The sequence below is a fragment of the Sphingopyxis sp. genome (genome assembly GCF_965279755.1).
In the GTDB taxonomy this organism is placed as follows: domain Bacteria; phylum Pseudomonadota; class Alphaproteobacteria; order Sphingomonadales; family Sphingomonadaceae; genus Sphingopyxis.
On record NZ_OZ257261.1, the window covers coordinates 884320 to 902389 of the forward strand.

At 65.8% G+C, this 18070-nt stretch carries 17 protein-coding genes; 6 read left to right on the forward strand and 11 right to left on the reverse strand.

The window, feature by feature from the left end:
* Positions 1-89 precede the first annotated feature (89 nt).
* The 4 genes from nhaA (at position 90) to ACQY80_RS04325 (ending at position 4755) form a co-directional block, all read left to right on the forward strand.
* The gene (gene nhaA / locus ACQY80_RS04310; protein WP_428683989.1) at positions 90-1367 is read left to right on the forward strand and encodes a Na+/H+ antiporter NhaA; all 1278 of its coding nucleotides are present in this window, start codon (positions 90-92) and stop codon (positions 1365-1367) included.
* 7 nt (positions 1368-1374) lie between these two features.
* Entirely contained in the window at positions 1375-2721 is a 1347-nt protein-coding gene (locus ACQY80_RS04315) for a hypothetical protein (protein ID WP_428683991.1), read from the forward strand.
* 142 nt (positions 2722-2863) lie between these two features.
* The gene (locus ACQY80_RS04320; protein ID WP_428683993.1) at positions 2864-3631 is read left to right on the forward strand and encodes a tryptophan 2,3-dioxygenase family protein; all 768 of its coding nucleotides are present in this window, start codon (positions 2864-2866) and stop codon (positions 3629-3631) included.
* Entirely contained in the window at positions 3628-4755 is a 1128-nt protein-coding gene (locus tag ACQY80_RS04325; RefSeq protein WP_428683995.1) for an aminotransferase class V-fold PLP-dependent enzyme, read from the forward strand. Before ACQY80_RS04320 ends, ACQY80_RS04325 begins: the two co-directional genes overlap by 4 nt.
* Here the strand turns inward: ACQY80_RS04325 and ACQY80_RS04330 are convergent.
* The 4 genes from ACQY80_RS04330 to ACQY80_RS04345 are packed head-to-tail and all read right to left on the reverse strand — an operon-like array spanning position 4752 to position 9103.
* Positions 4752-6176, reverse strand: a complete 1425-nt coding sequence (locus ACQY80_RS04330) for an amidase (protein ID WP_428683997.1) — start codon at positions 6174-6176, stop codon at positions 4752-4754. The two genes, ACQY80_RS04325 and ACQY80_RS04330, sit on opposite strands and share 4 nt — an antisense overlap.
* A 26-nt stretch (positions 6177-6202) precedes the next feature.
* Complete coding sequence (locus tag ACQY80_RS04335; protein WP_428683999.1) at positions 6203-7210, reverse strand: zinc-dependent alcohol dehydrogenase family protein; 1008 nt, start codon at positions 7208-7210, stop codon at positions 6203-6205.
* The gene (locus tag ACQY80_RS04340; protein WP_428684001.1) at positions 7210-8949 is read right to left on the reverse strand and encodes an N-acyl-D-amino-acid deacylase family protein; all 1740 of its coding nucleotides are present in this window, start codon (positions 8947-8949) and stop codon (positions 7210-7212) included. The genes ACQY80_RS04335 and ACQY80_RS04340 overlap by 1 nt, the downstream gene beginning before the upstream one ends.
* Positions 8942-9103 (reverse strand): hypothetical protein, encoded by a 162-nt coding sequence (locus ACQY80_RS04345; RefSeq protein ID WP_428684003.1) that lies wholly within the window; start codon positions 9101-9103, stop codon positions 8942-8944. Before ACQY80_RS04345 ends, ACQY80_RS04340 begins: the two co-directional genes overlap by 8 nt.
* Between ACQY80_RS04345 and ACQY80_RS04350 the strand changes: the two genes are divergently transcribed.
* Positions 9102-9851 carry a class I SAM-dependent methyltransferase gene (locus ACQY80_RS04350; protein WP_428684005.1) on the forward strand — a complete coding sequence of 250 codons (750 nt, stop codon included), beginning with the start codon at positions 9102-9104 and terminating at the stop codon, positions 9849-9851. The genes ACQY80_RS04345 and ACQY80_RS04350 overlap by 2 nt on opposite strands.
* Before the next feature lie 17 nt (positions 9852-9868).
* Positions 9869-10177 (forward strand): alkylphosphonate utilization protein, encoded by a 309-nt coding sequence (locus ACQY80_RS04355; protein WP_428684007.1) that lies wholly within the window; start codon positions 9869-9871, stop codon positions 10175-10177.
* 7 nt (positions 10178-10184) lie between these two features.
* On the opposite strand, the gene ACQY80_RS04360 is transcribed toward ACQY80_RS04355, so the two are convergent.
* The 7 genes from ACQY80_RS04360 to ACQY80_RS04390 form a co-directional block, all read right to left on the reverse strand.
* Positions 10185-10706 (reverse strand): cupin domain-containing protein, encoded by a 522-nt coding sequence (locus ACQY80_RS04360; RefSeq protein ID WP_428684009.1) that lies wholly within the window; start codon positions 10704-10706, stop codon positions 10185-10187.
* 64 nt (positions 10707-10770) lie between these two features.
* A complete protein-coding gene (locus ACQY80_RS04365; protein WP_428684011.1) occupies positions 10771-12066 on the reverse strand; it encodes an acyl-CoA dehydrogenase family protein in 1296 nt (431 codons plus the stop codon).
* Positions 12067-12087: 21 nt separating this feature from the next.
* Positions 12088-13419, reverse strand: a complete 1332-nt coding sequence (locus ACQY80_RS04370; RefSeq protein WP_428684013.1) for a phosphotransferase family protein — start codon at positions 13417-13419, stop codon at positions 12088-12090.
* Between the two features lie 116 nt (positions 13420-13535).
* Positions 13536-14318: an enoyl-CoA hydratase gene (locus ACQY80_RS04375; protein ID WP_428684015.1), complete on the reverse strand. Its 783-nt coding sequence runs from the start codon at positions 14316-14318 to the stop codon at positions 13536-13538.
* Positions 14318-15313 carry a cupin-like domain-containing protein gene (locus ACQY80_RS04380; RefSeq protein ID WP_428684017.1) on the reverse strand — a complete coding sequence of 332 codons (996 nt, stop codon included), beginning with the start codon at positions 15311-15313 and terminating at the stop codon, positions 14318-14320. Before ACQY80_RS04380 ends, ACQY80_RS04375 begins: the two co-directional genes overlap by 1 nt.
* A 54-nt stretch (positions 15314-15367) precedes the next feature.
* Entirely contained in the window at positions 15368-16675 is a 1308-nt protein-coding gene (locus ACQY80_RS04385) for a serine hydrolase domain-containing protein (RefSeq protein WP_428684019.1), read from the reverse strand.
* Between the two features lie 68 nt (positions 16676-16743).
* Positions 16744-18069, reverse strand: coding sequence for a DUF389 domain-containing protein (locus tag ACQY80_RS04390; protein WP_428684021.1), 1326 nt, complete (start codon positions 18067-18069; stop codon positions 16744-16746).
* Between the last annotated feature and the right edge of the window lies 1 nt (position 18070).

Below are 18070 nucleotides of genomic sequence, written 5' to 3' on the forward strand. Positions count from 1 at the left end.
GCTGTTACTTTTTGTAAAGGGTGACGCCCGGCCACCCGCGCGCTAGTGATGCCCCGTCTTTCGCGACAGAAACAGGGTCACTCTCGATTATGTCCAGCAATTCCGCCCCCCGCTCCGCCCTGCGCGACTTTCTCGAGAGCGAAAGCGCCGGAGGCATGCTGCTCATTTTCGCAGCCATTATGGCGATGATTATCGCGAATTCGTCGCTCTCAGGCGCCTACCATCATCTGATTCACGCGGTGACCGGGCCCGTCCTCAGCGACAAGCTCGGCCCGATGACGGTCCATCTGTGGATCAACGACGGACTGATGGCGATTTTCTTCCTGCTCGTCGGACTGGAGATCAAGCGCGAGTTCGTCGACGGCCGCCTTGCAAGCTGGGACCGGCGACTGTTGCCGATGATCGCCGCGGCGGCGGGCATGGCAGTTCCGGCGCTGATCTACATCGCCTTTGCCGGCGGCACCGAAGGGCTCGCAAAAGGATGGGCAATTCCCGCCGCGACCGACATCGCCTTTGCCATGGGCGTCCTTGCCCTGCTCGGCACGCGCGCACCGACCTCGCTCAAGCTGTTCCTCGTCACCGTGGCGATCGTCGACGACATGGGCGCCGTGGCGATCATCGCGCTCTTCTACACCGCGAAGATCAACCTCGTCGCGCTGGCCGCCGCCGCCGCCCTGCTGGCGATCATGTTCGCGATGAACCGCTTGGGCATAAAGAGCCTCGCGCTCTACCTGCTTCTGTTCGCGATCCTCTGGTACGCGATGCTGCTGTCGGGCGTGCACGCAACGATCGCCGGCGTGCTTGCGGCCCTGACGATCCCGCTCGAACGCACACCGGGAACGCCCGACAGCGCGACTTCGCCGCTCCACCGGCTCGAGCACGGCCTGCACCCATGGGTCGCCTTCGCGATCGTCCCGCTGTTCGGCTTCGCCAATGCCGGGGTCGATGTTCGCGCAATGACCGCAGACCAGCTTGTCGCGCCGCTGCCCCTCGGTATCGCGGCGGGCCTGTTCCTCGGCAAACAGCTCGGCATCTTCGGCAGCGTCTGGCTGGCGGTGAAGCTCGGCTTGGCGGGCCGGCTGCGCGGCGCGACCTGGCTGCAGGTTTATGGCGTCGCGATCCTGTGCGGGATCGGTTTCACGATGAGCCTGTTCATCGGCGGCCTTGCGTTTCCGGGCGATCCGATACTGATCGAGGAAGCAAAGATAGGCATATTGATGGGATCGCTCGCGGCTGCGCTCGCCGGTTTTGCACTGCTCCGCTTCGCACCACCGCATCCCGATCACGACCGGATCGAAGGCGAAGCCGATGCAGAGATTGCACGCGACGGCGATGTCCGCGATACGTCGGACAGCAAGACAGCCTGAAACCCCGATGCGCCACCTCAGCCTCCTTCTACTTCCCCTGCTCCTTGCAGGATGCGCGGCGGGTGCGCCGCCGAAGCCCGTCGCCGGCAACGCTGTGCCGACGCTCGACGTGCGTCGCGGTCCCGCATCGACCCAGGCGCTAAGCGACATTGCGAATGATTATGTCCGGCTGAGTCTGGAGATCGGGACGCACGAAGACGGCTATATCGACGCCTATTACGGCCTGGCCGAGGTCAAGGCGGCCGTCGAAGCCGCCCCGCGCGACAAGACCGCCCTGCTCGCTGCAACGCGCGAATTAATAGCGAAGCTCGACCTGACGGCGCGGCGCCTGTCCGATCCGATGGAACGCCGCCGCGCGGCCTCGCTTCGCGCGCAGCTTCGCGCCGCCGAGACGCGCCTGCTGATGATGCAGGGTGTGCGTTTCGCCTTCGCAGACGAGGCCGAACGGCTGTTCGGCGTTCTGCCGCGCCTGAAGCCGCTCGCAAGTTATGACGCCGATCTCGCGAAGATCGAAGCCCTCGTCCCCGGCGACGGCCCGCTGTGGCAGCGCGTCGAAGCGTATCTCGACCGCTTCACCATCCCCAAGGACCGGCTGCAGAAGGTTTTCGACGTCGCGATCGCGCGCTGCCGCGGGCGGAGCGCCGCCTATATCCCGATGCCGGCGGACGAGAGCTTTCGCCTCGAGTTCGTCACGGGCAAAAGCTGGAGCGGCTATAATTATTATCAGGGCGGCTATCACAGCCTGATCCAGGTCAACACAGACCTGCCGATCCGCTTGTCACGCGCACTCGACCTTGGTTGCCACGAAGGCTATCCGGGCCACCATCTGCTCAACATGAAGCTGGAACAACAGCTCACCAAGGGACGCGGTTGGACCGAGTTCGCCGTCTATCCGCTCTACAGCCCGCAAAGCCTGATCGCCGAGGGTAGCGCCAATTACGGCATCGACCTCGCCTTCCCCGGCGAAAGCCGCGCCGACACCGAGCGCGATGTGCTGATGCCGCTGGCGGAAATCGCGGTGCCCTCCGACGATCGTTACTGGGAGCTATTGAAGGCGATCAAACAGGTGTCGGGCGCCCGGCTGACGATCGCGCAGCAATATCTCGACGGTGCGATAGACCGGACGACCGCGGTTGCACTCACCCAGAAATATATGCTCGTCTCGCCCGAACGCGCCGACCAGTCGGTCCGCTTTACCGAACAATATCGCAGCTATGTGATCAATTACGGGCTCGGCGAACAGCTCGTTCAGGCCTATATCGAGCGCGGCAAGCCAAGCCGCGAGGAGATGTGGCGCCGCATGGCAAGGATTTTGAGCGAACCGACGCTGCCCGCGGACCTGCTGCCGCGATGAGCGCCTGTGCGCCCCTTCTCTGGCTCGGTCAGGCAGGCTCGCCGCGACGCCCTCCTGCGGGGGTGATGCCGCACAGCTGATACTCCCGGCGTGCTCGCGCGCCGTCCATCATCCGTGCCATTCATTACCGAAGGAGCAGACCATGCTCGACAAGACCGACCTCCACCGCCGCATCGAGACGCCCGACATGAAGGATTATGGCGTCTACCTTGCGGTCGATCGCCTGCTCGAATGCCAGAAGCCGCTCGCCGAACTTTGCACCGCCGACGAACTCCAGTTCCAGATCGTCCATCAGGTCGAGGAGCTGTGGATGAAGCTGATCGCCTTCACCCTCGGCGAGATCGATGGCCATATGGCCGCGGGCGAGACGATGCGCGTCATCACCCTCTTCGACCGCGTCAACCGCATCATGCGGCTGATGACGAACCAGTTGTCGCTACTCGAGACGATGAGCCCCTTCGACTATCAGTCGATCCGCCTCCAACTCGGCAACGGCTCGGGGCAGGAAAGCCCGGGCTTCCAGCTGCTGCTCACTATGCCGCAGCCGCTATGGGCGCGCTACAAGGCGGTCTATCTGGAGCCGACGGAGCGCACGATCGCCGACATCTATGACACCGGCTACAGGCATGACGATGCCTATATGGTCGCCGAGGCGCTGATCGAATTCGACGAGCAGTTTCAGATCTTCCGCGCGCTCCACATCTACCTCATCCACCGCTCGATCGGCATGGGGTCGAAGTCGCTGAAGGGCCGCCCCGTCGAGCTGCTCAATGCCGGCACGCGGCATCGCTTCTTCCCCGAGCTTTGGGACATTCGTGCGGAGATGACCGACCGCTGGGGAGCCGAATATGGCGTGAAGCGCGACAGCATCAGTGGCGATTCGGCCGCCGGACACGGCAGCGGCCTGTGAGCGGCGCGTTGCTGCCGGAGGCGACCCGCGACCGCTTCCATCTGCCGCCGGACGCGATCTACCTCAAGAGCCATAGCGTCGGCTGCCAGCCGCGCGACGCCGAAGCGCTGCTGCGGGACAAGCTGCTAACGCCGTGGCGCGAGGCGGGCGAGGCCTGGCCGCACTGGCTCGATGCGATCGACGAATGGCGCGTGGCGCTGGCAGGACTGATCGGCGTCGAGGCGCGCGATCTCTGCCCCGCGACCAACGTCACGGCCGCGCTGTCACGCTACATATCGGCGCTCGGCGCGGCGACCGACCGCCGCACGATCCTGCTCGCGCCGAGCGCCTTTCCGACGATCGGCTATCTCGCGAGCGGCCTTGCTGCGGCAGGCTGGAAGACGCGCTACCTGCCTGATGACGCCGATGTTCGCGACGTCGCGAACTGGACCGCAGCGCTCGACGGTGACGTCGCGCTGGTCATCGCGATGCACGTCAGCTCGAACAGCGGCGCGCTGACCGACATCGCGGCGGGCGCGGCGGCGGCCAAGGCGGCGGGCGCACGCTGCATCGCCGATTGTGCGCAGTCGGTCGGGGTCGTGCCCGTTACGCCGGCGGCGTGGGGCGTCGATGCCGTGCTCGGCACCAGCGTCAAATGGCTCTGCGGCGGCCCCGGTGCCGGGTGGCTATGGGTCGCGCCGCACGACCGCACCGCGCTCGATCCGATGGACCGCGGCTGGTGGAGCCACGCCAATCCGTTCGAAATGGATATCCACGACTTTCACTACGCCCCCGACGCGCGGCGCTGGTGGGGCGGCACGCCCGACGTCGCGCCCTTCATCCTGTCGACCGCCGGGATCAACGAGATCGCCGCGATCGGAGTCGGGGCGATCCGGGCGCACAATCAGACGCTGCAGGCAATGCTGCGCGATGCGCTGGAGGCGAGGACGCCACAATGGCGCTGGCCGACGGGTGCAATCGGCGGGACACTCTGCATCGACACCGGCGCCGACCAGCCGCGCGTCGCCGAAGCCCTCGATCGACACAAGCTTAGAGCCGATTTTCGCGGGTCGATCCTGCGCCTGTCGTTCCACGGCTACAACAGCGCCGCCGATGTAGAGGCGACGGCACGGGCGTTCGCTTAGAGCGCCGGGCGGCGGTCGAACCAGGGTTGCGCTCCCTCAAGCTGCGTCGCGAGTTGGAGCAACAGTGCCTCTTCGCCGAAGCGGCCTACGAACTGCGTCCCCATAGGCAGTCCGTCGGGCGTCCACCACAGCGGCACGTTGATTGCGGGCTGGCCGGTCGCATTCTGGATTGCGGTGAAGGGCACATAGTCGGTCATCGATCCGAAGCCCGCCTCGACATCCTCGCCGTCGAGCGCGAAGCTGCCGTTGCGCGGCGGCGGCGCGCCGAGGGTCGGGGTCAGCCAGACGTCATAATCGGCGTGCCATGCGGCAACCGCGCGCGCCATCTGCTGCAGTTGGAAGATTGCGCCCCACAGCTGCGGCGCGCTGATCTGCTTGCCCATCGTGTAGAGCCCACGCGTCAGCCCTTCGAGATTGTCGGGGCCGGGTGTCTGCCCGGTCATCATCGCGATGCCGTCGATCTGCATCGCCGCGCCGCTTGACCAGATCGCCATGAAGGCAGGCACCATCGCCGCGTTATCGACCGCAGGCGAGGCTTCCTCGACAAGATGGCCAAGGCTTTCGCACAGCTTCGCGGCATGTTCGACCGCCGCGACAGCTTGGCTGTCGAGCGAGCCGCCGCCCGGACGCGTCTTCGCAAAGCCGATGCGCAGTTTCGGGCACGCCGCTTCGGCCGCGCGGCGCCAGCTCGGCGGCGCGGGTGGCGCGGCATACGGGTCGCCGGGTTCGGCGCCCGCGGTAACGTCCAGCATCGCTGCGGTGTCACGCACCGTCCGGCTGACGATATGTTCGGCGGCCAGCCCGCCCATGACGTCACCGAGCATCGGCCCCAGCGGGTTGCGCCCGCGGGTCGGCTTCAGACCGACCAGCCCGTTGCAGCTTGCCGGAATGCGGATCGACCCGCCGCCGTCGTTGGCGTGCGCAACAGGCACGATGCCCGCTGCAACCGCCGCACCTGATCCGCCCGACGATCCGCCGGTCGAATGCGCAAGATTCCATGGATTGCAGGCCGGGCCATAGAGCTTGCTCTCGGTCGTAGCGACGACGCCGAATTCGGGAACATTCGTCTTGCCGACCGGCACCAGCCCGCCAGCGAGGAAGCGCTGCACCAGCGTCGCGGTGAACGGCATCGGCACCGGCGGCGAAATGCGCGAGCCGTTACGCGTGGGCCATCCGGCGAGATCGCCGAGAATATCCTTGAGCAGGAAGGGCACGCCTTTGAACGGCCCATCGGGCAGCGGCGCCTTCGCCCGCTCACGCGCGCCGTCGTAATCGGTGAAGATCACCGCGTTCAGCTGCGGGTTCAGCGCCTCGGTCCGTTCGATCGCGCTATCGACCAGTTCGAGCGCCGACACCTCGCCCTTTGCCACAAGTTCGGCGAGACCAAGCGCGTCGTAGCGATCATATTCGGCGAAACCCATCGCGTTTCCTCCGGATAGTTAGCGGCCTAGATATCGACGACGATCTTGCCGAAATGCGCGTTCGCGATCTGGTGGCGGAATGCGTCGGCCAGATTTTCGAGCGGAAAATGGTCGCTGATGACGGGCCGGATGCCGTTCGCCTCGACCCCCGCGATCATCGCCAGCTGCTGCGCGCGGCTGCCCACGGTCAGCCCCTGCACGCGCAGATTCTTGCTCATCAGAAGCGCGGTCTGCACCGGACCGGCGATCCCCGCGAGCACACCGATCAGAGCGACATGGCCGCCCACCCGCGCCGCCCGCATCGACTGGTCGAGCGTTCCCGCGCCGCCGATTTCGACGACAGTATCAACACCGCGTCCGCCGGTCAGTTCGAGTGCCCGCGCGCCCCAGTCGGGCACCGACTTGTAATTGATCAGTTCGTCGGCGCCGAGCGCCTTCAGCCGCTCGAGCTTGGCATCGGACGAGCTGGTGGCGATCACCCGCGCGCCCGCCGCTTTTGCGAACTGCAGCGCAAACACCGACACGCCGCCGCTGCCCTGAACCAGCACGGTCGATCCGGGCTGCGTCGTGCCGTCGACGAACAGCGCGCGCCAGGCGGTCAGCCCGGCGCAGGTCAGCGTCGCCGCCTCAGCCGCCGACCATCCGGCCGGCGCACGCGTGAACCAATGCTGCGGCACGACCACCGCCTCGCGCGCATAGCCGTCGATGCCGTCGCCCGGCACTTGGGTGAAAGCGCTCGCCGGGGGCGCGCCGTCGGCCCATTCGGGGAAGAAGAGCGACACGACAAGGTCGCCGACCTTCAGGTCCGTGACACCCTCGCCCACCGCCTCGACCGTTCCCGCGCCGTCAGACATCGGGATGCGGTTCTCTGCGGTCGGGATCATCCCCGCCACGACGGCAAAGTCGTGGAAGTTCAGCGACGACGCCGCCAGCCGCACGCGGACCTCGCCCGGCCCCGGATCGCCGGGACCGGGCAGGTCAGCGAGCACCAGACTGTCGAGTGACGCGGGTGCCCGCAGCTGGATGGCGCGCATTATTCGGCCGCCATCGCCATTTCGACGCGTTGCGGGCCGCGGATGACGCCGCCGGGCGTCGGCCCCTGCATTTCGCCTTCCTTGAAGGTGACGACGCCCGACTTGATCGTCGCGACATAACCGTCGGCTTTTTGCAGCAGACGCTTGCCGCCCGCCGGCAGGTCGAAGGCGAGCCAGGGCTTGCCGAGCTTCAGCGCGTCCATGTCGATCACATTGAGGTCGGCGAGATAGCCCGGCGCGAGCACGCCGCGATCCTCCAGCCCATAGAGCAGCGCCGTATCGCGGCACTGGCGCTTCACAGCGGTCTCGAGCGCGACGCGCGCGCCCTTGCGGTCGCGGACCCAGTGCTGGAGCATGAAGGTCGGCGACGCAGCGTCGCAGATCGTCCCGCAATGCGCGCCGCCGTCGGACAGGCTGTTCACCGTGTCGTCCGACGCCTGCAGCTCCTCGAGGAAATTGAGGTTGCCGTCGCGGTAGTTGAGGATCGGGAAATAGATGAAGCCCTTGCCGTCGTCCTTCATCAGCAGGTCATAGGCATATTCGGAGGCACTGATGCCCGACGCGGCCGCGCGGTGGGCGATGCTTTCGTCCATTTTCGGCTCGTAATTGAAATCCGGGTCCATCTCGAACTGGACCGGCCAGCCCTCGGCGACGACCTTCAGAAAGTCGAGGATGTCGCTTTCGGGCCAGACATTGGCCTCTTCGATCATGCGCGTCTTGAAGGCGGGATCTTTCAGCTTCGCAAGCTGCTGGTCCCAAGGCAGGTCGATGATCTCGTTCCACGCGGGCTTGAAGCGGAAGGGATGCACGGTGCCCTGCCACGCCATGATGACGCCATTCCCGCGCAGCGCGATTTGCGCGACGATGTTCGCGCCGGTCGCGTTCTGCTTGCGCATCTCCTCGATCTGCTCTTCCAGCGGCAGTTCCTTGGCGATCGACTGGAGCGCGGCGAAGGTCACCGGCAGCCCGGTTTCGCGGCTCAAATCGCCCATCCACTGGAACTCGTTCCACTCGCGCTTCATGTCGCTCGCCATTTCGAACACGCCGTAACCGACGCGGCCCATCGCGCGGCCGATCGCGACCAGTTCCTCGGCCGTCGCGGTGGTGCCGGGAACCAGCTCGCCGTCGATCGACTTGTGGAGCACGGTCCGGCTGGTCGAGAAGCCGAGCGCACCGGCGCGAACGCCTTCCTCGACGATGCGCGACATCTCCGCGATGTCCGCATCGGTCGGGATCGCGCCGGGCTTTTCACGGTCACCCAGCACATAGGCACGCACCGCGCCGTGCGGCACATGGCATGCGACATCGACGGTGCGCGGCAGCTTTTCGAGCGCATCCATATATTCGGGAAAGGTTTCCCAGTCCCACGACATGCCTTCGGCGAGCGCAGTGCCCGGAATGTCCTCGACGCCTTCCATCAGCGAAATCAGCCATTCGTGGCGGTCGGGCTTGGCGGGGGCGAAGCCGACGCCGCAATTGCCCATCACGACCGTGGTGACGCCGTGCCAGCTCGACGGCGCCATTTCGGCGTCCCAGGTGGCCTGCCCGTCATAATGGGTGTGGACGTCGACGAAGCCGGGGGTGACGATCTTGTCGGTCGCGTCGATTTCGGTGGCGCCCGCGCCAAGGTTCGCGCCCACCGCAACGATGCGGTCGCCATCGATTGCGACGTCCGCGACGTAGGGTTTGCTGCCCGAACCGTCGACGACCATGCCGCCGCGAATCACCAGATCATGCATGTCCACTCTCCCAACGCTTTTCGCCCGAATCTTTCGGGTCGATTTTTAGTTTCACCAAAAAACCTATCATCAAAAGCGGCAGATGCAAATAAACGCGCGCGGCGCGCGGCGGATCGCTATGATGCCGCGACAGAACAAAGGGAGTCGATGCCATGATCCGTCCGCTGACCCTCGCCCTGCTGCTCGCCGTCGCCGCGACGCCGGCCGCCGCAAAACAGGCGCCCGCCCCCGATTATAGCGCCGCGCTCGCCGATCCCGGGCGTCCCGCTGCCGACCGCGAACGCGACGCCGCGCGCAAACCCGCTGAGCTTCTGGCTTTCGCGCAAGTAAAGCCGGGACAGAAGGTCGGCGATTATGTGATGGGCGGCGGCTATCTGACCCGCATCCTTGCCGGCGCGGTCGGTGCGTCGGGCAAGGTCTATGCCTTCCAGCCCGCCGAGTTCATTGCCTTCAAGAAACAATATGGCGACGATCAGGCCGCGATCGACGCCGCCTACGCCAATGTCGATGCGGTCGCCGGCCCGTTCGCGGCGCCAGCCTTTCCCGTGCCGCTCGACACGATCATCACCGTGCAGAATTTCCACGACCTGTATCTGAAACCCTTTCCCGAGGGGACCGGTGCCAGGGCAAGCGCGGCGCTGTTCGCCGCGCTGAAGCCCGGCGGGACGCTGGTCGTCGTCGATCATAGCGCCGCCGACGGCAGCGGGACGAGCCTGTCCGACAGCCTCCATCGCATCGACAAGGCGGCAGTTGTCACGGCGCTGACGGCGGCCGGCTTCAAGCTCGAGGCCGAGAGCGATCTTTACCGGCGCCCGGACGATCCGCGCACCGCGAACGTGTTCGACGCCGCGATCCGCGGCAAGACCGACCAGTTCACGCTGCGCTTTCGCAAACCCGGATGAGCCGCTAGGGCGACGCAATGACCAGCGACGACGATTATATCTATGACGAGGCGAGCGGCGAATGGCTGTCCGCCGGTGAAGCGCGAGAGCGTGCCGAAGCGGCCGCGGCCGGTCCCGAGGTGCGTGACTCGGTCGGCAACCTGCTTGCCGACGGCGACAGCGTCGTGCTGGTCAAGGATCTGACCGTGAAGGGTGCGGGTCAGACGCTGAAGGTCGGCACCGTCATCAAATCGATTCGGCTGACCGGCGACGCGCAGGAAATCGACTGCCGTCACGACGGCATCAAGGGACTAGTGCTGCGCGCCGAATTCGTGCGGAAGCGCTGACGCAGTCTCAGTGCTGCGACGGGGGCTTTTCGGCGCTCCAGTTCGGACGCGCCGCATCCATGCCGGCGACGATCTTGTCCCAATAGGCCTCGGTGCGCCCCTGGAATTTCATGTCGAACGCATCGACCGTCCGGAACTCCAGCACCTCGACGCCCTCCGGCCCGGGCTTGTAGGTATAGGGAACATCGCGTCCGACGAAAAAGCCGTCGCCCGCGCCGAGTTCCTCGGTGCCCAGCTTCAGCGATCCGGCGATGATATAATAGAGGCAGTCGGCGTCGTGGCTGTGCAGCGGCAGCGCAAAGCCGCTTTTGAACCAGGCATAGGTCAGGCTCATGTGCGGCAGCGCGAACAGCACCTTGGTGATATTGCCCTCGCCCACACCCGCCTCGACCCAGCGGCCGATCCCGGCCTCGACGATCGGGGTCAATCCCGCGAGCGTCATCTTCTCGGTTTCATTGAGGTCGGGGGCATCGATGCCCCGATAGATGCGGAACGGCGCCGCGTCCTGCTTGCGATCGGCCTCGGCCATGGCTCTCTCCTCTTCCTTCGTTGCGGCGATCATGCCGCAATCGGAAGAGGAGAGTCCAGCCCGGTCAGATTTTACCGAGCGTCTCGCGCCGCGGTCCAAGATAGCCGAACAGATAGGCGCCGACCTTGCGCATCTGGATCTCCTCGGCACCCTCGGTGATGCGATAGCGGCGGTGGTGGCGATAGATATGCTCGAAGGGCTTGTGGCGCGAATAGCCGATGCCGCCATGCACCTGCATCGCGCGGTCTGCGGCTTCGCAGCACAGCCGGTTCGCCCAGTAATTGCACATGCTGACGCGGTCGGAGAGTCGATGCTCGACCTCCTTGTGCGGCATATTGTCCATCTCCCACGCGGTCTTGCGGATCAGCAGGCGCAGCATCTCGGCCTGCGTCGCCAGCTCGACCAGCGGGAACTGGATCCCCTGATTCCTCGCCAGCGCCTCGCCGAACGGCTTGCGCTCGCGGGCGTAGCGCACGCTTTCCTCGATACAGAAGACCGCAGCGCCGAGCGAACTCGCCGCCTGACGGATACGGTTCTGGTGGACGAAGCTCTGCGCGATCGACAACCCGCCGCCCTCGGGCCCGAGCCGGGCATCGTCGGACACCCACACGTCGGTGAAGGTCATGCGCGGGTGGTCGGTCGGCATGTTAAAGGTCCACATATATTCGTCGACCGTCATGCCTTCGGTGCCCGTGGGCACGAGCAGACAGGTGATACCCTTCGCATCGCCGTCATTCCCGCTGGTGCGGCAGAAGGTGGCGCAGTGGCTCGCGACATGCATGCCGGTGATCCACATCTTGCGGCCGTTGATCAGCCAGCCGTCGACCCCATCGCGGGTCTCGCGGACGGCGCGCGTTTCCATGTGGGTGGCGTCCGATCCATGATCGGGCTCGGTCAGGCCGAACGCGGTGCGGCGCTTGCCCTCGAACCCGCCGAGGATGAATTCCTGCTTCTGCTCCTCGCTCGTCGCGAACTGTTCGAACATCTCCACAAAAGGGAAATTGCCGACGATGCTATGCTCGTTCTGCAGATCGTTATGGAGACCGAGGCCCTTGGCAGCAAAATGCTCGCGGATCACCGCCATCCATAGGTTCGAGCCGTCCTTGCCGCCGTACTTCTTCGGCGCCGAGAAACGCCAGTGCCCGGCGGCATCGGCCTTGCGCGTCGCCGCCTTCAGCAGGTCTTCCCAGTCGTGGCGCGGCAGGCCCTGATTGTCCCAGTCGGTGCGCGCATGCTCGCGGCGATGGTCGAAGAAACGGATATTGTCATCCGCCAACTCCAGCGGCTTGATCTCCGTCTCGATAAAGGCGTCGAGTTCGTCCAGATAGGCCTGCAAATCGGCCGGAACCGCAAAATCCATCGTCTCTCTCCCTTGTGATTTCTAGCCGCCCCACTGCTCCCTCGCGCTGGCGAGCGCGGCATATTTGGGGCTGTCGACCGCGCATTTGTCGAGAACTGCGCGGCGCAGTTTCGCAAGCAGGCCGGGTTCGGCGAGCGTCGTCTCGCCCGCCAGCAGCGCCGCCGCCAGCACCTTGTCCTCGGCGCGCGTTCCCGCATCGAGGTCGCGCAGCACGATGCCCAGCGCGTTCATCGCGACCACCGCTTCGAACTTGGCGTGACCCTCGGCCTTGGGTTTGATTGCGCCCTCGATCCAGTCGCGCACCGCCTGCACGATCTCGCGGTTAGTCGGTTCGCCGGTCGGCGCAGCTGCTGCCTCGCCGGTCGCCGGCAGCGCGCGTGCGCGCTCGGCCTCGGGGGCTTCTTCTTCGAGCAGGCGGACCAGATCGAGTTCCTGTTCGGCGGTGCGCCGCCCGACGACGACGCGCTCGACCGTCGTATCGGCGCCGCTCCGCCAGGCCTGCCCCATCTGCAGGCAGCCAAGTGCCCACCACAGGGTGCGATAGACCAGCCAGAAGCGGAAGCGCGCGGGATCGACCTTCGCGCCGCCGGCGGCCTCATAGGCTGCGAAATATTCGTCGAGGCTACCGACCCCGAATGCGGGCTTGTCGAGCTGGCCGAACCGCCAGACGGTCATGCAGCCGAACGCCAGATCCTCGTGCCCGTCACCCAGATGCGCGAGCTCCCAGTCGAGCACCGCGGCCAGACCGTCCGCGTCGACCATCACATTGCCCATGCGATAGTCGCCGTGCACCAGCACCGGCTCGGCGGCTGCGGGCAGATGGTCCTCGCACCATTTGATCGCGAGCGCGATCGCCGGCCGGTCGCCGCCATAGGTCAGGAAACGCGCCTTCAGTTCGGCGAGCGCCGCGGCGGTGTCCATCACCGGAATCTCCGCCGGGATCGCCGTGCGCGGCAGCGCGTGGATCAGAGCCAGTTCGCGGCCCAGATCGGCGACGAGCGACGGCGGCGGTGCGGGCAAGATCTTCGCCGGGCTCACCTCGGCGATCACGCGGCGCATGACATAACCGGTGCCGATGTTGTCGGATTCCGACAGCACGCCGACCACTTCGGGCGCCTTCACCCCTCCGGCGTAGGCCGCCTTGACCAGCGCCGCCTCGACCGGGTGACCATAGGGCCGCCCCTCCATATATTCGGCCGAAGGCGCGCGGCGCAGCACATAGGAGGACCCCGCCCAGTCGAACGCCCAGCTTTCCATATTCGCCCCGCCCGACAGGCGGCCAAGGTCCGCGAGGTCACCGGGACCGGCGACGCGCGTCATGAAGGCAGCGAGCAATTCGGACAGATCAGCCATTACTTCCCCTTGCTAAGTATTTTCGGGTGCCGCAACCCCGTAATCCTGTCAGGGCGATGCGAGCGCAAGAAAGCGCAATTTTCGTCGCAATGGGTCGCCAACCCGAAGAATCCGCATCAGCCCGCGCGTTCGCGACCCCGCTCGATCACCGCCAGCCGCCGCGACTCGACCTCTTCGGCCCTGACGCCGCGGTTCGCCGCGCTCGAGCGTTCCTGTTCGAGCGCGATTCCCTCGACAAAGGGCAGCGCATAGCCATCGTCGATGAGGCGCTTGTATCCGCGAACCATGGCGGGGTCGGCGCTTGCGATGTCCCGGGCGAGCGCTTGCGCGACCGGCAGCAATGCCTCGGGGGCGACAACCCGGTTCACCAGGCCCCAGTCGCGCGCCGCCTCGGCGCCCAGAAAATTGCCGGTCAGCGACAATTCCTTCGCGCGGCCGATACCGATCAGGCGCGACAGTTTCTGCGACAATCCCCAGCCCGGCATAACACCAACCCGCGCATGCGTGTCGGCGAAGCGCGCATTGGTCGACGCGATCAGGATGTCGCACGCCAGCGCGACCTCGAACCCGCCGGTGATCGCGACCCCGTTGATCGCGCCGATCACCGGCTGCGGACAGAGCTCGATCGCTTTCACCGGATTTTCGTCGGCATTGGTCGCATTGGCCGCACCAAGATTGCTCGTGTCGGCGCCCAGCTCCTTCAGGTCGAGCCCGGCGGTAAACGCGCGGCTCCCCGCCCCCGTCAGCACGATCGCACGAACGGTCTCGTCACCCGCCAGCGTACGCATCGCCGCCGCCAGTTCGGCGCGCAGCGCGCGCGACAAGGCATTCATTGCCTCGGGACGATTGAGGGTGACGGTGGCGACGGCGTCGTCGCGGTTAACGAAAACCAGCGGCATTAGGCAATATCTCCCCACGATCGATAATCGTCGACATGGCTATTCGACCGGCGGAAGCTGGTAAAGCTCATGCTCGCCGACAGGTCGAGCGCCTCGACCTGGTGCCACCAGCCGACGGGGAGAAAAATCGCCTCACCCGGCCCGATGATCGTTTCAAGGATCGGCGGCGTGTCGGCGTCGCCCTCGCCCGCCGGAAGCGCTTCGTTGCCCCAGTCAGAGAAACAGTGGCGGCTGTTCCGCATCCGCGCGAAAGCCCACGGCGGCGCCATCCGCACGCGCTTGCGCCCGATCACCTGCACAAGCAGATTGTTGGTGAGATCATGATGCCAGGGGGTGAGAGTGCCGCGCGGTCCCAGCCAGAAAAACCCGTCGCGGTCACCGCGTGCTTCAAGCAGATCGATCGGCGCCATATCGTCCCACAATAGTCCGAGCGCCGCAGCGTTGGTGCCGCTGTTATAGGCGGTCAGATAGACGTCGTTGCTCGCCTCGTCCTTGCGCAGCCAGTCGATGAGCTCGCCGAAGCGGACAAGGCGGCGATGATCGTCCTTGTCGAGTTCATAGTCGGGATCGCGCTCCCGTTCGACCTGCGCCTCGACCGCGGCATCACCCGCAACGCGCCCGAAATGATCGAGCGACCAGCGCGTCAGCGCGGACCAGTGATCGACAATGCCGGTGAGCTTCGCGGGCCGGTTCGCTGCATAATGATGGCGATAGAAAAGATCGGGATCGGGCTTGTCCAGCGTATCGAGCGCGAAGCCGCCCTCGGCCTCGAACGCCAGCCGCTGCTGGTTCGCGAATAGCCAGTCCTGTTTCGCCATCCGGGCCGCCTGCCGTCGCAGCATCGCCGCCATCGGATCCTTGGACAGCCGTTCGATCTCATATTTCGCCGACGCCGCCGATACGCCCGCACCGACCAGCCGCGCGTGAAGCGCCGCGTCGTCATCTCCGGCCGCGAGGCCTTCGGCAATCAGCTGGCGTTTGTCGGACTGGGCCATGATGAAATCTCCTGCGACCGGCTCAAGGCTATGCCGATGACAGGACTATGACAATCAGTCCCCTGCCGGCCCCCGATAATCCTTCCCGTAAACCGCGGCGCGGAAGTCGCGGTGGAGCGTGCCGTCATAGGGCATCGTCTGGACAAAGAAGACTGCAGCCAACCGGTTGGCCGGATCGACCCAGAACAGGGTCGAGGCAGCGCCGTCCCAGAAATATTCGCCGGTCGCGCCGCGATTCTCGGTCGATGTCTGCGGCGGTTTCTTGCGCACAGCAAAGTCGAGGCCGAAACCGACCGCGCCCTTTTCGGGAAGCCACAACCGTTCGGTGATCGCAGGGTCGAGCTGATCGGTCGCCATCAGCCGCACAGTCGAGGACTTCAGGATCCGCGCGCCATCGAGCTCGCCCTGGTTCAACAGCATTCGCGCGAACCGCTGATAATCGTCGAGCGTCGAAGCGAGCCCGAAGCCGCCCGGCGTCAGCGCATGGTCGCGGAAGTTGAGCATCCGGGCGTCGGCATCGGGCATCTGACCCAGCACGCCGTCCTTCTTCACATTCATCGCCGCAAAGCGCGGCAGTCGCGCGTCGGGCTGGCGCCACGCGGTCTCGGTCATCTTGAGCGGCGCGAAGATATGCCGCTGCACATAGTCGGCGAAACGCTCCCCCGACAGCGTCTCGACCAGCGCGGCCTGCACATCGACCGCGGCGCTATAGCTCCATTGGCTGCCCGGCTGGAAAAGCAGTGGCACCCTCGCGAGCCGCCGGCTTGCCTCCGCCAGCGGCACGTCGAGCGCCAGCGGGTCAGCGGCAACATAGGCATCATGCGCCGGCGTCGGCCCCGCGCCATAGGCGAAACCCCCCGTGTGGCGCAGAATGTCGCGCACCGTGATCGGACGATCGGCAGGAACATAGCGCGCCGTCCCGTCGTCATTCTTGCCTGCATAGACCTGCATCGCCGCATATTCGGGCAGATATTTCGCGAGCGGATCGTCGAGGCGGAATTTGCCCGCCTCCCAAAGCTGCATCAACGCGACGCCGGTCACCGGCTTGGTCATCGAAAAAATCTGCGCGATCGTGTCGCGGCGCATCGGCCGCTTTGCCGCGCGGTCGGCCATGCCGGCGGTGCCGAAATAAACCTCTTTCCCATCCCGCCAGATCAGCGCCGAGGTGCCCGCGGCGCGGCCGTCGTCGACCATGGCTTTGAGCGCCGCGTCGATGCGCTTCGTATCGATCGCAAGCATTTCGGCAGGCGCGATCTGCGCCTGCGCCGGAGAAGCAATTGTCGCGGAGCCGGCGGTCGCCAGCATCAATGTCAAAGCCAGTCGCGCGCGGTGCATATTCTCTCCCGTCCGGTCTGACGCCATCATGTGGCGCCCATGACATGCGATAGTGGCGCCCGCGTCAACGCGTTTCGGCGTTGAATAGGTCTGCGTTATTCGGCGGCCGGGGTTTCTGCCGCCGCCAGCGCGCCCTGCCGGATCAGCCATTGCGGATAATCGGCCTGTACCGACGCCATGATACGGTCGACCGCGGCCGCGACCTGTTCCCCCTCGGCTTCACGGTCGCGTTCGACAACGACACGCCGCGCCTGTGTATCGATCAGGATATGGTCGCGGGGCACCAGTTCGCCGACCGTCAGTCCGGCAAGGATCGCCCGGCTATCGGCATCATGCTGCTCGAGCGCCGCGATACGATCGCTGAGGCGCTCCTCGACCTGCACCGCAGCATTGCTCTGCTTCTTGAGCTGCACGATGGTGACTTGCGCAGCGCCCCCCAGTTCGCCGCGAACCTTCGCGGCCAGATCAGCGTTGAGCCGTGCCGCATATCGATCGACCAGGACGACCCCGTCGACCGCGACGTCGTCGCCTTCCATCCGGACATTCAGGCTGTCTACCCGGTCGCCTTCGCCGAGCAGTCGGTTGAGTTCGGTCTGAACTGCCGAACGCGCCCGCACCTCGCGCGCGATTCCGTTGAGCGACAGAGCGAGCGGAATCGACAGGATGCCGAGCGTCACCACGATTCCGAGCACCTGCACCGCCGTGTGCTGCGGTGTCAGCGACGGGCCGAAATGATTGAGCCGCGCCACGATGGTCGCGGCAAAGGCAATCGCGAGCGTGTTGGTAAGGAACAGCAGCGCCGCACCCAGCGCGAAATCGGGGCGACCGGTCACAAGACCGAAACCGACGGTCGACAATGGCGGAACAAGCGCGGTCGCAATGGCGACACCGACCATGACACCCGACAATTTGCGCATGATCGCATAGACGCCGGCGATGCCGCCGACCACCGCCACGCCGAGATCGAGCAAGGTGGGCTGCGTCCGCGCACGCAGTTCAGGGGTCACGTCGCTGATCGGCGAGATCCAGATGATCAGCATCGCGACGAGGACGGCAACGACCATACCCGCTGCCAAGGTCACAAGCGACCGGCGGATAAGGTTGTGCTCGAGCGTCGCGAGTCCAAAGCCGATGCCCATGATCGGCCCCATCAGCGGCGACACAAGCATGGCGCCGATGACGACCGCTGTCGAACTCTGCAGCAGGCCGAGCGTCGCGATGGATGCCGCGAGGATGATCAGGAGCAGGAATTTTTTGTCGAGCCGCGCATCGCGCGCCACACTCGCCAGAATCAACGAGCGGTCGAGGGCGTCATGGCCCTCGACCGCTTCGTCAAGATCGTCATTCCGCGTTGCCCGACGGCCGCCCGCATTGAAGGGGGCATCGCCGATACCGGGCACGCCGGGATGATCGCCGGCCATG

Coding starts and splice junctions, on each gene's coding strand:
- nhaA (WP_428683989.1), top strand. CDS start 90: ATGTCCAGCAATTCCGCCCCCCGCTCCGCCCTGCGCGACTTTCTCGAG.
- ACQY80_RS04315 (WP_428683991.1), top strand. CDS start 1,375: ATGCGCCACCTCAGCCTCCTTCTACTTCCCCTGCTCCTTGCAGGATGC.
- ACQY80_RS04375 (WP_428684015.1), bottom strand. CDS start 14,318: ATGCCGCTGGTTTTCGTTAACCGCGACGACGCCGTCGCCACCGTCACC.
- ACQY80_RS04320 (WP_428683993.1), top strand. CDS start 2,864: ATGCTCGACAAGACCGACCTCCACCGCCGCATCGAGACGCCCGACATG.
- ACQY80_RS04345 (WP_428684003.1), bottom strand. CDS start 9,103: ATGGCATCGACTCCCTTTGTTCTGTCGCGGCATCATAGCGATCCGCCG.
- ACQY80_RS04355 (WP_428684007.1), top strand. CDS start 9,869: ATGACCAGCGACGACGATTATATCTATGACGAGGCGAGCGGCGAATGG.
- ACQY80_RS04385 (WP_428684019.1), bottom strand. CDS start 16,675: ATGGCGTCAGACCGGACGGGAGAGAATATGCACCGCGCGCGACTGGCT.
- ACQY80_RS04360 (WP_428684009.1), bottom strand. CDS start 10,706: ATGGCCGAGGCCGATCGCAAGCAGGACGCGGCGCCGTTCCGCATCTAT.
- ACQY80_RS04330 (WP_428683997.1), bottom strand. CDS start 6,176: ATGGGTTTCGCCGAATATGATCGCTACGACGCGCTTGGTCTCGCCGAA.
- ACQY80_RS04380 (WP_428684017.1), bottom strand. CDS start 15,313: ATGGCCCAGTCCGACAAACGCCAGCTGATTGCCGAAGGCCTCGCGGCC.
- ACQY80_RS04390 (WP_428684021.1), bottom strand. CDS start 18,069: ATGGCCGGCGATCATCCCGGCGTGCCCGGTATCGGCGATGCCCCCTTC.
- ACQY80_RS04365 (WP_428684011.1), bottom strand. CDS start 12,066: ATGGATTTTGCGGTTCCGGCCGATTTGCAGGCCTATCTGGACGAACTC.
- ACQY80_RS04350 (WP_428684005.1), top strand. CDS start 9,102: ATGATCCGTCCGCTGACCCTCGCCCTGCTGCTCGCCGTCGCCGCGACG.
- ACQY80_RS04370 (WP_428684013.1), bottom strand. CDS start 13,419: ATGGCTGATCTGTCCGAATTGCTCGCTGCCTTCATGACGCGCGTCGCC.
- ACQY80_RS04340 (WP_428684001.1), bottom strand. CDS start 8,949: ATGCATGATCTGGTGATTCGCGGCGGCATGGTCGTCGACGGTTCGGGC.
- ACQY80_RS04335 (WP_428683999.1), bottom strand. CDS start 7,210: ATGCGCGCCATCCAGCTGCGGGCACCCGCGTCACTCGACAGTCTGGTG.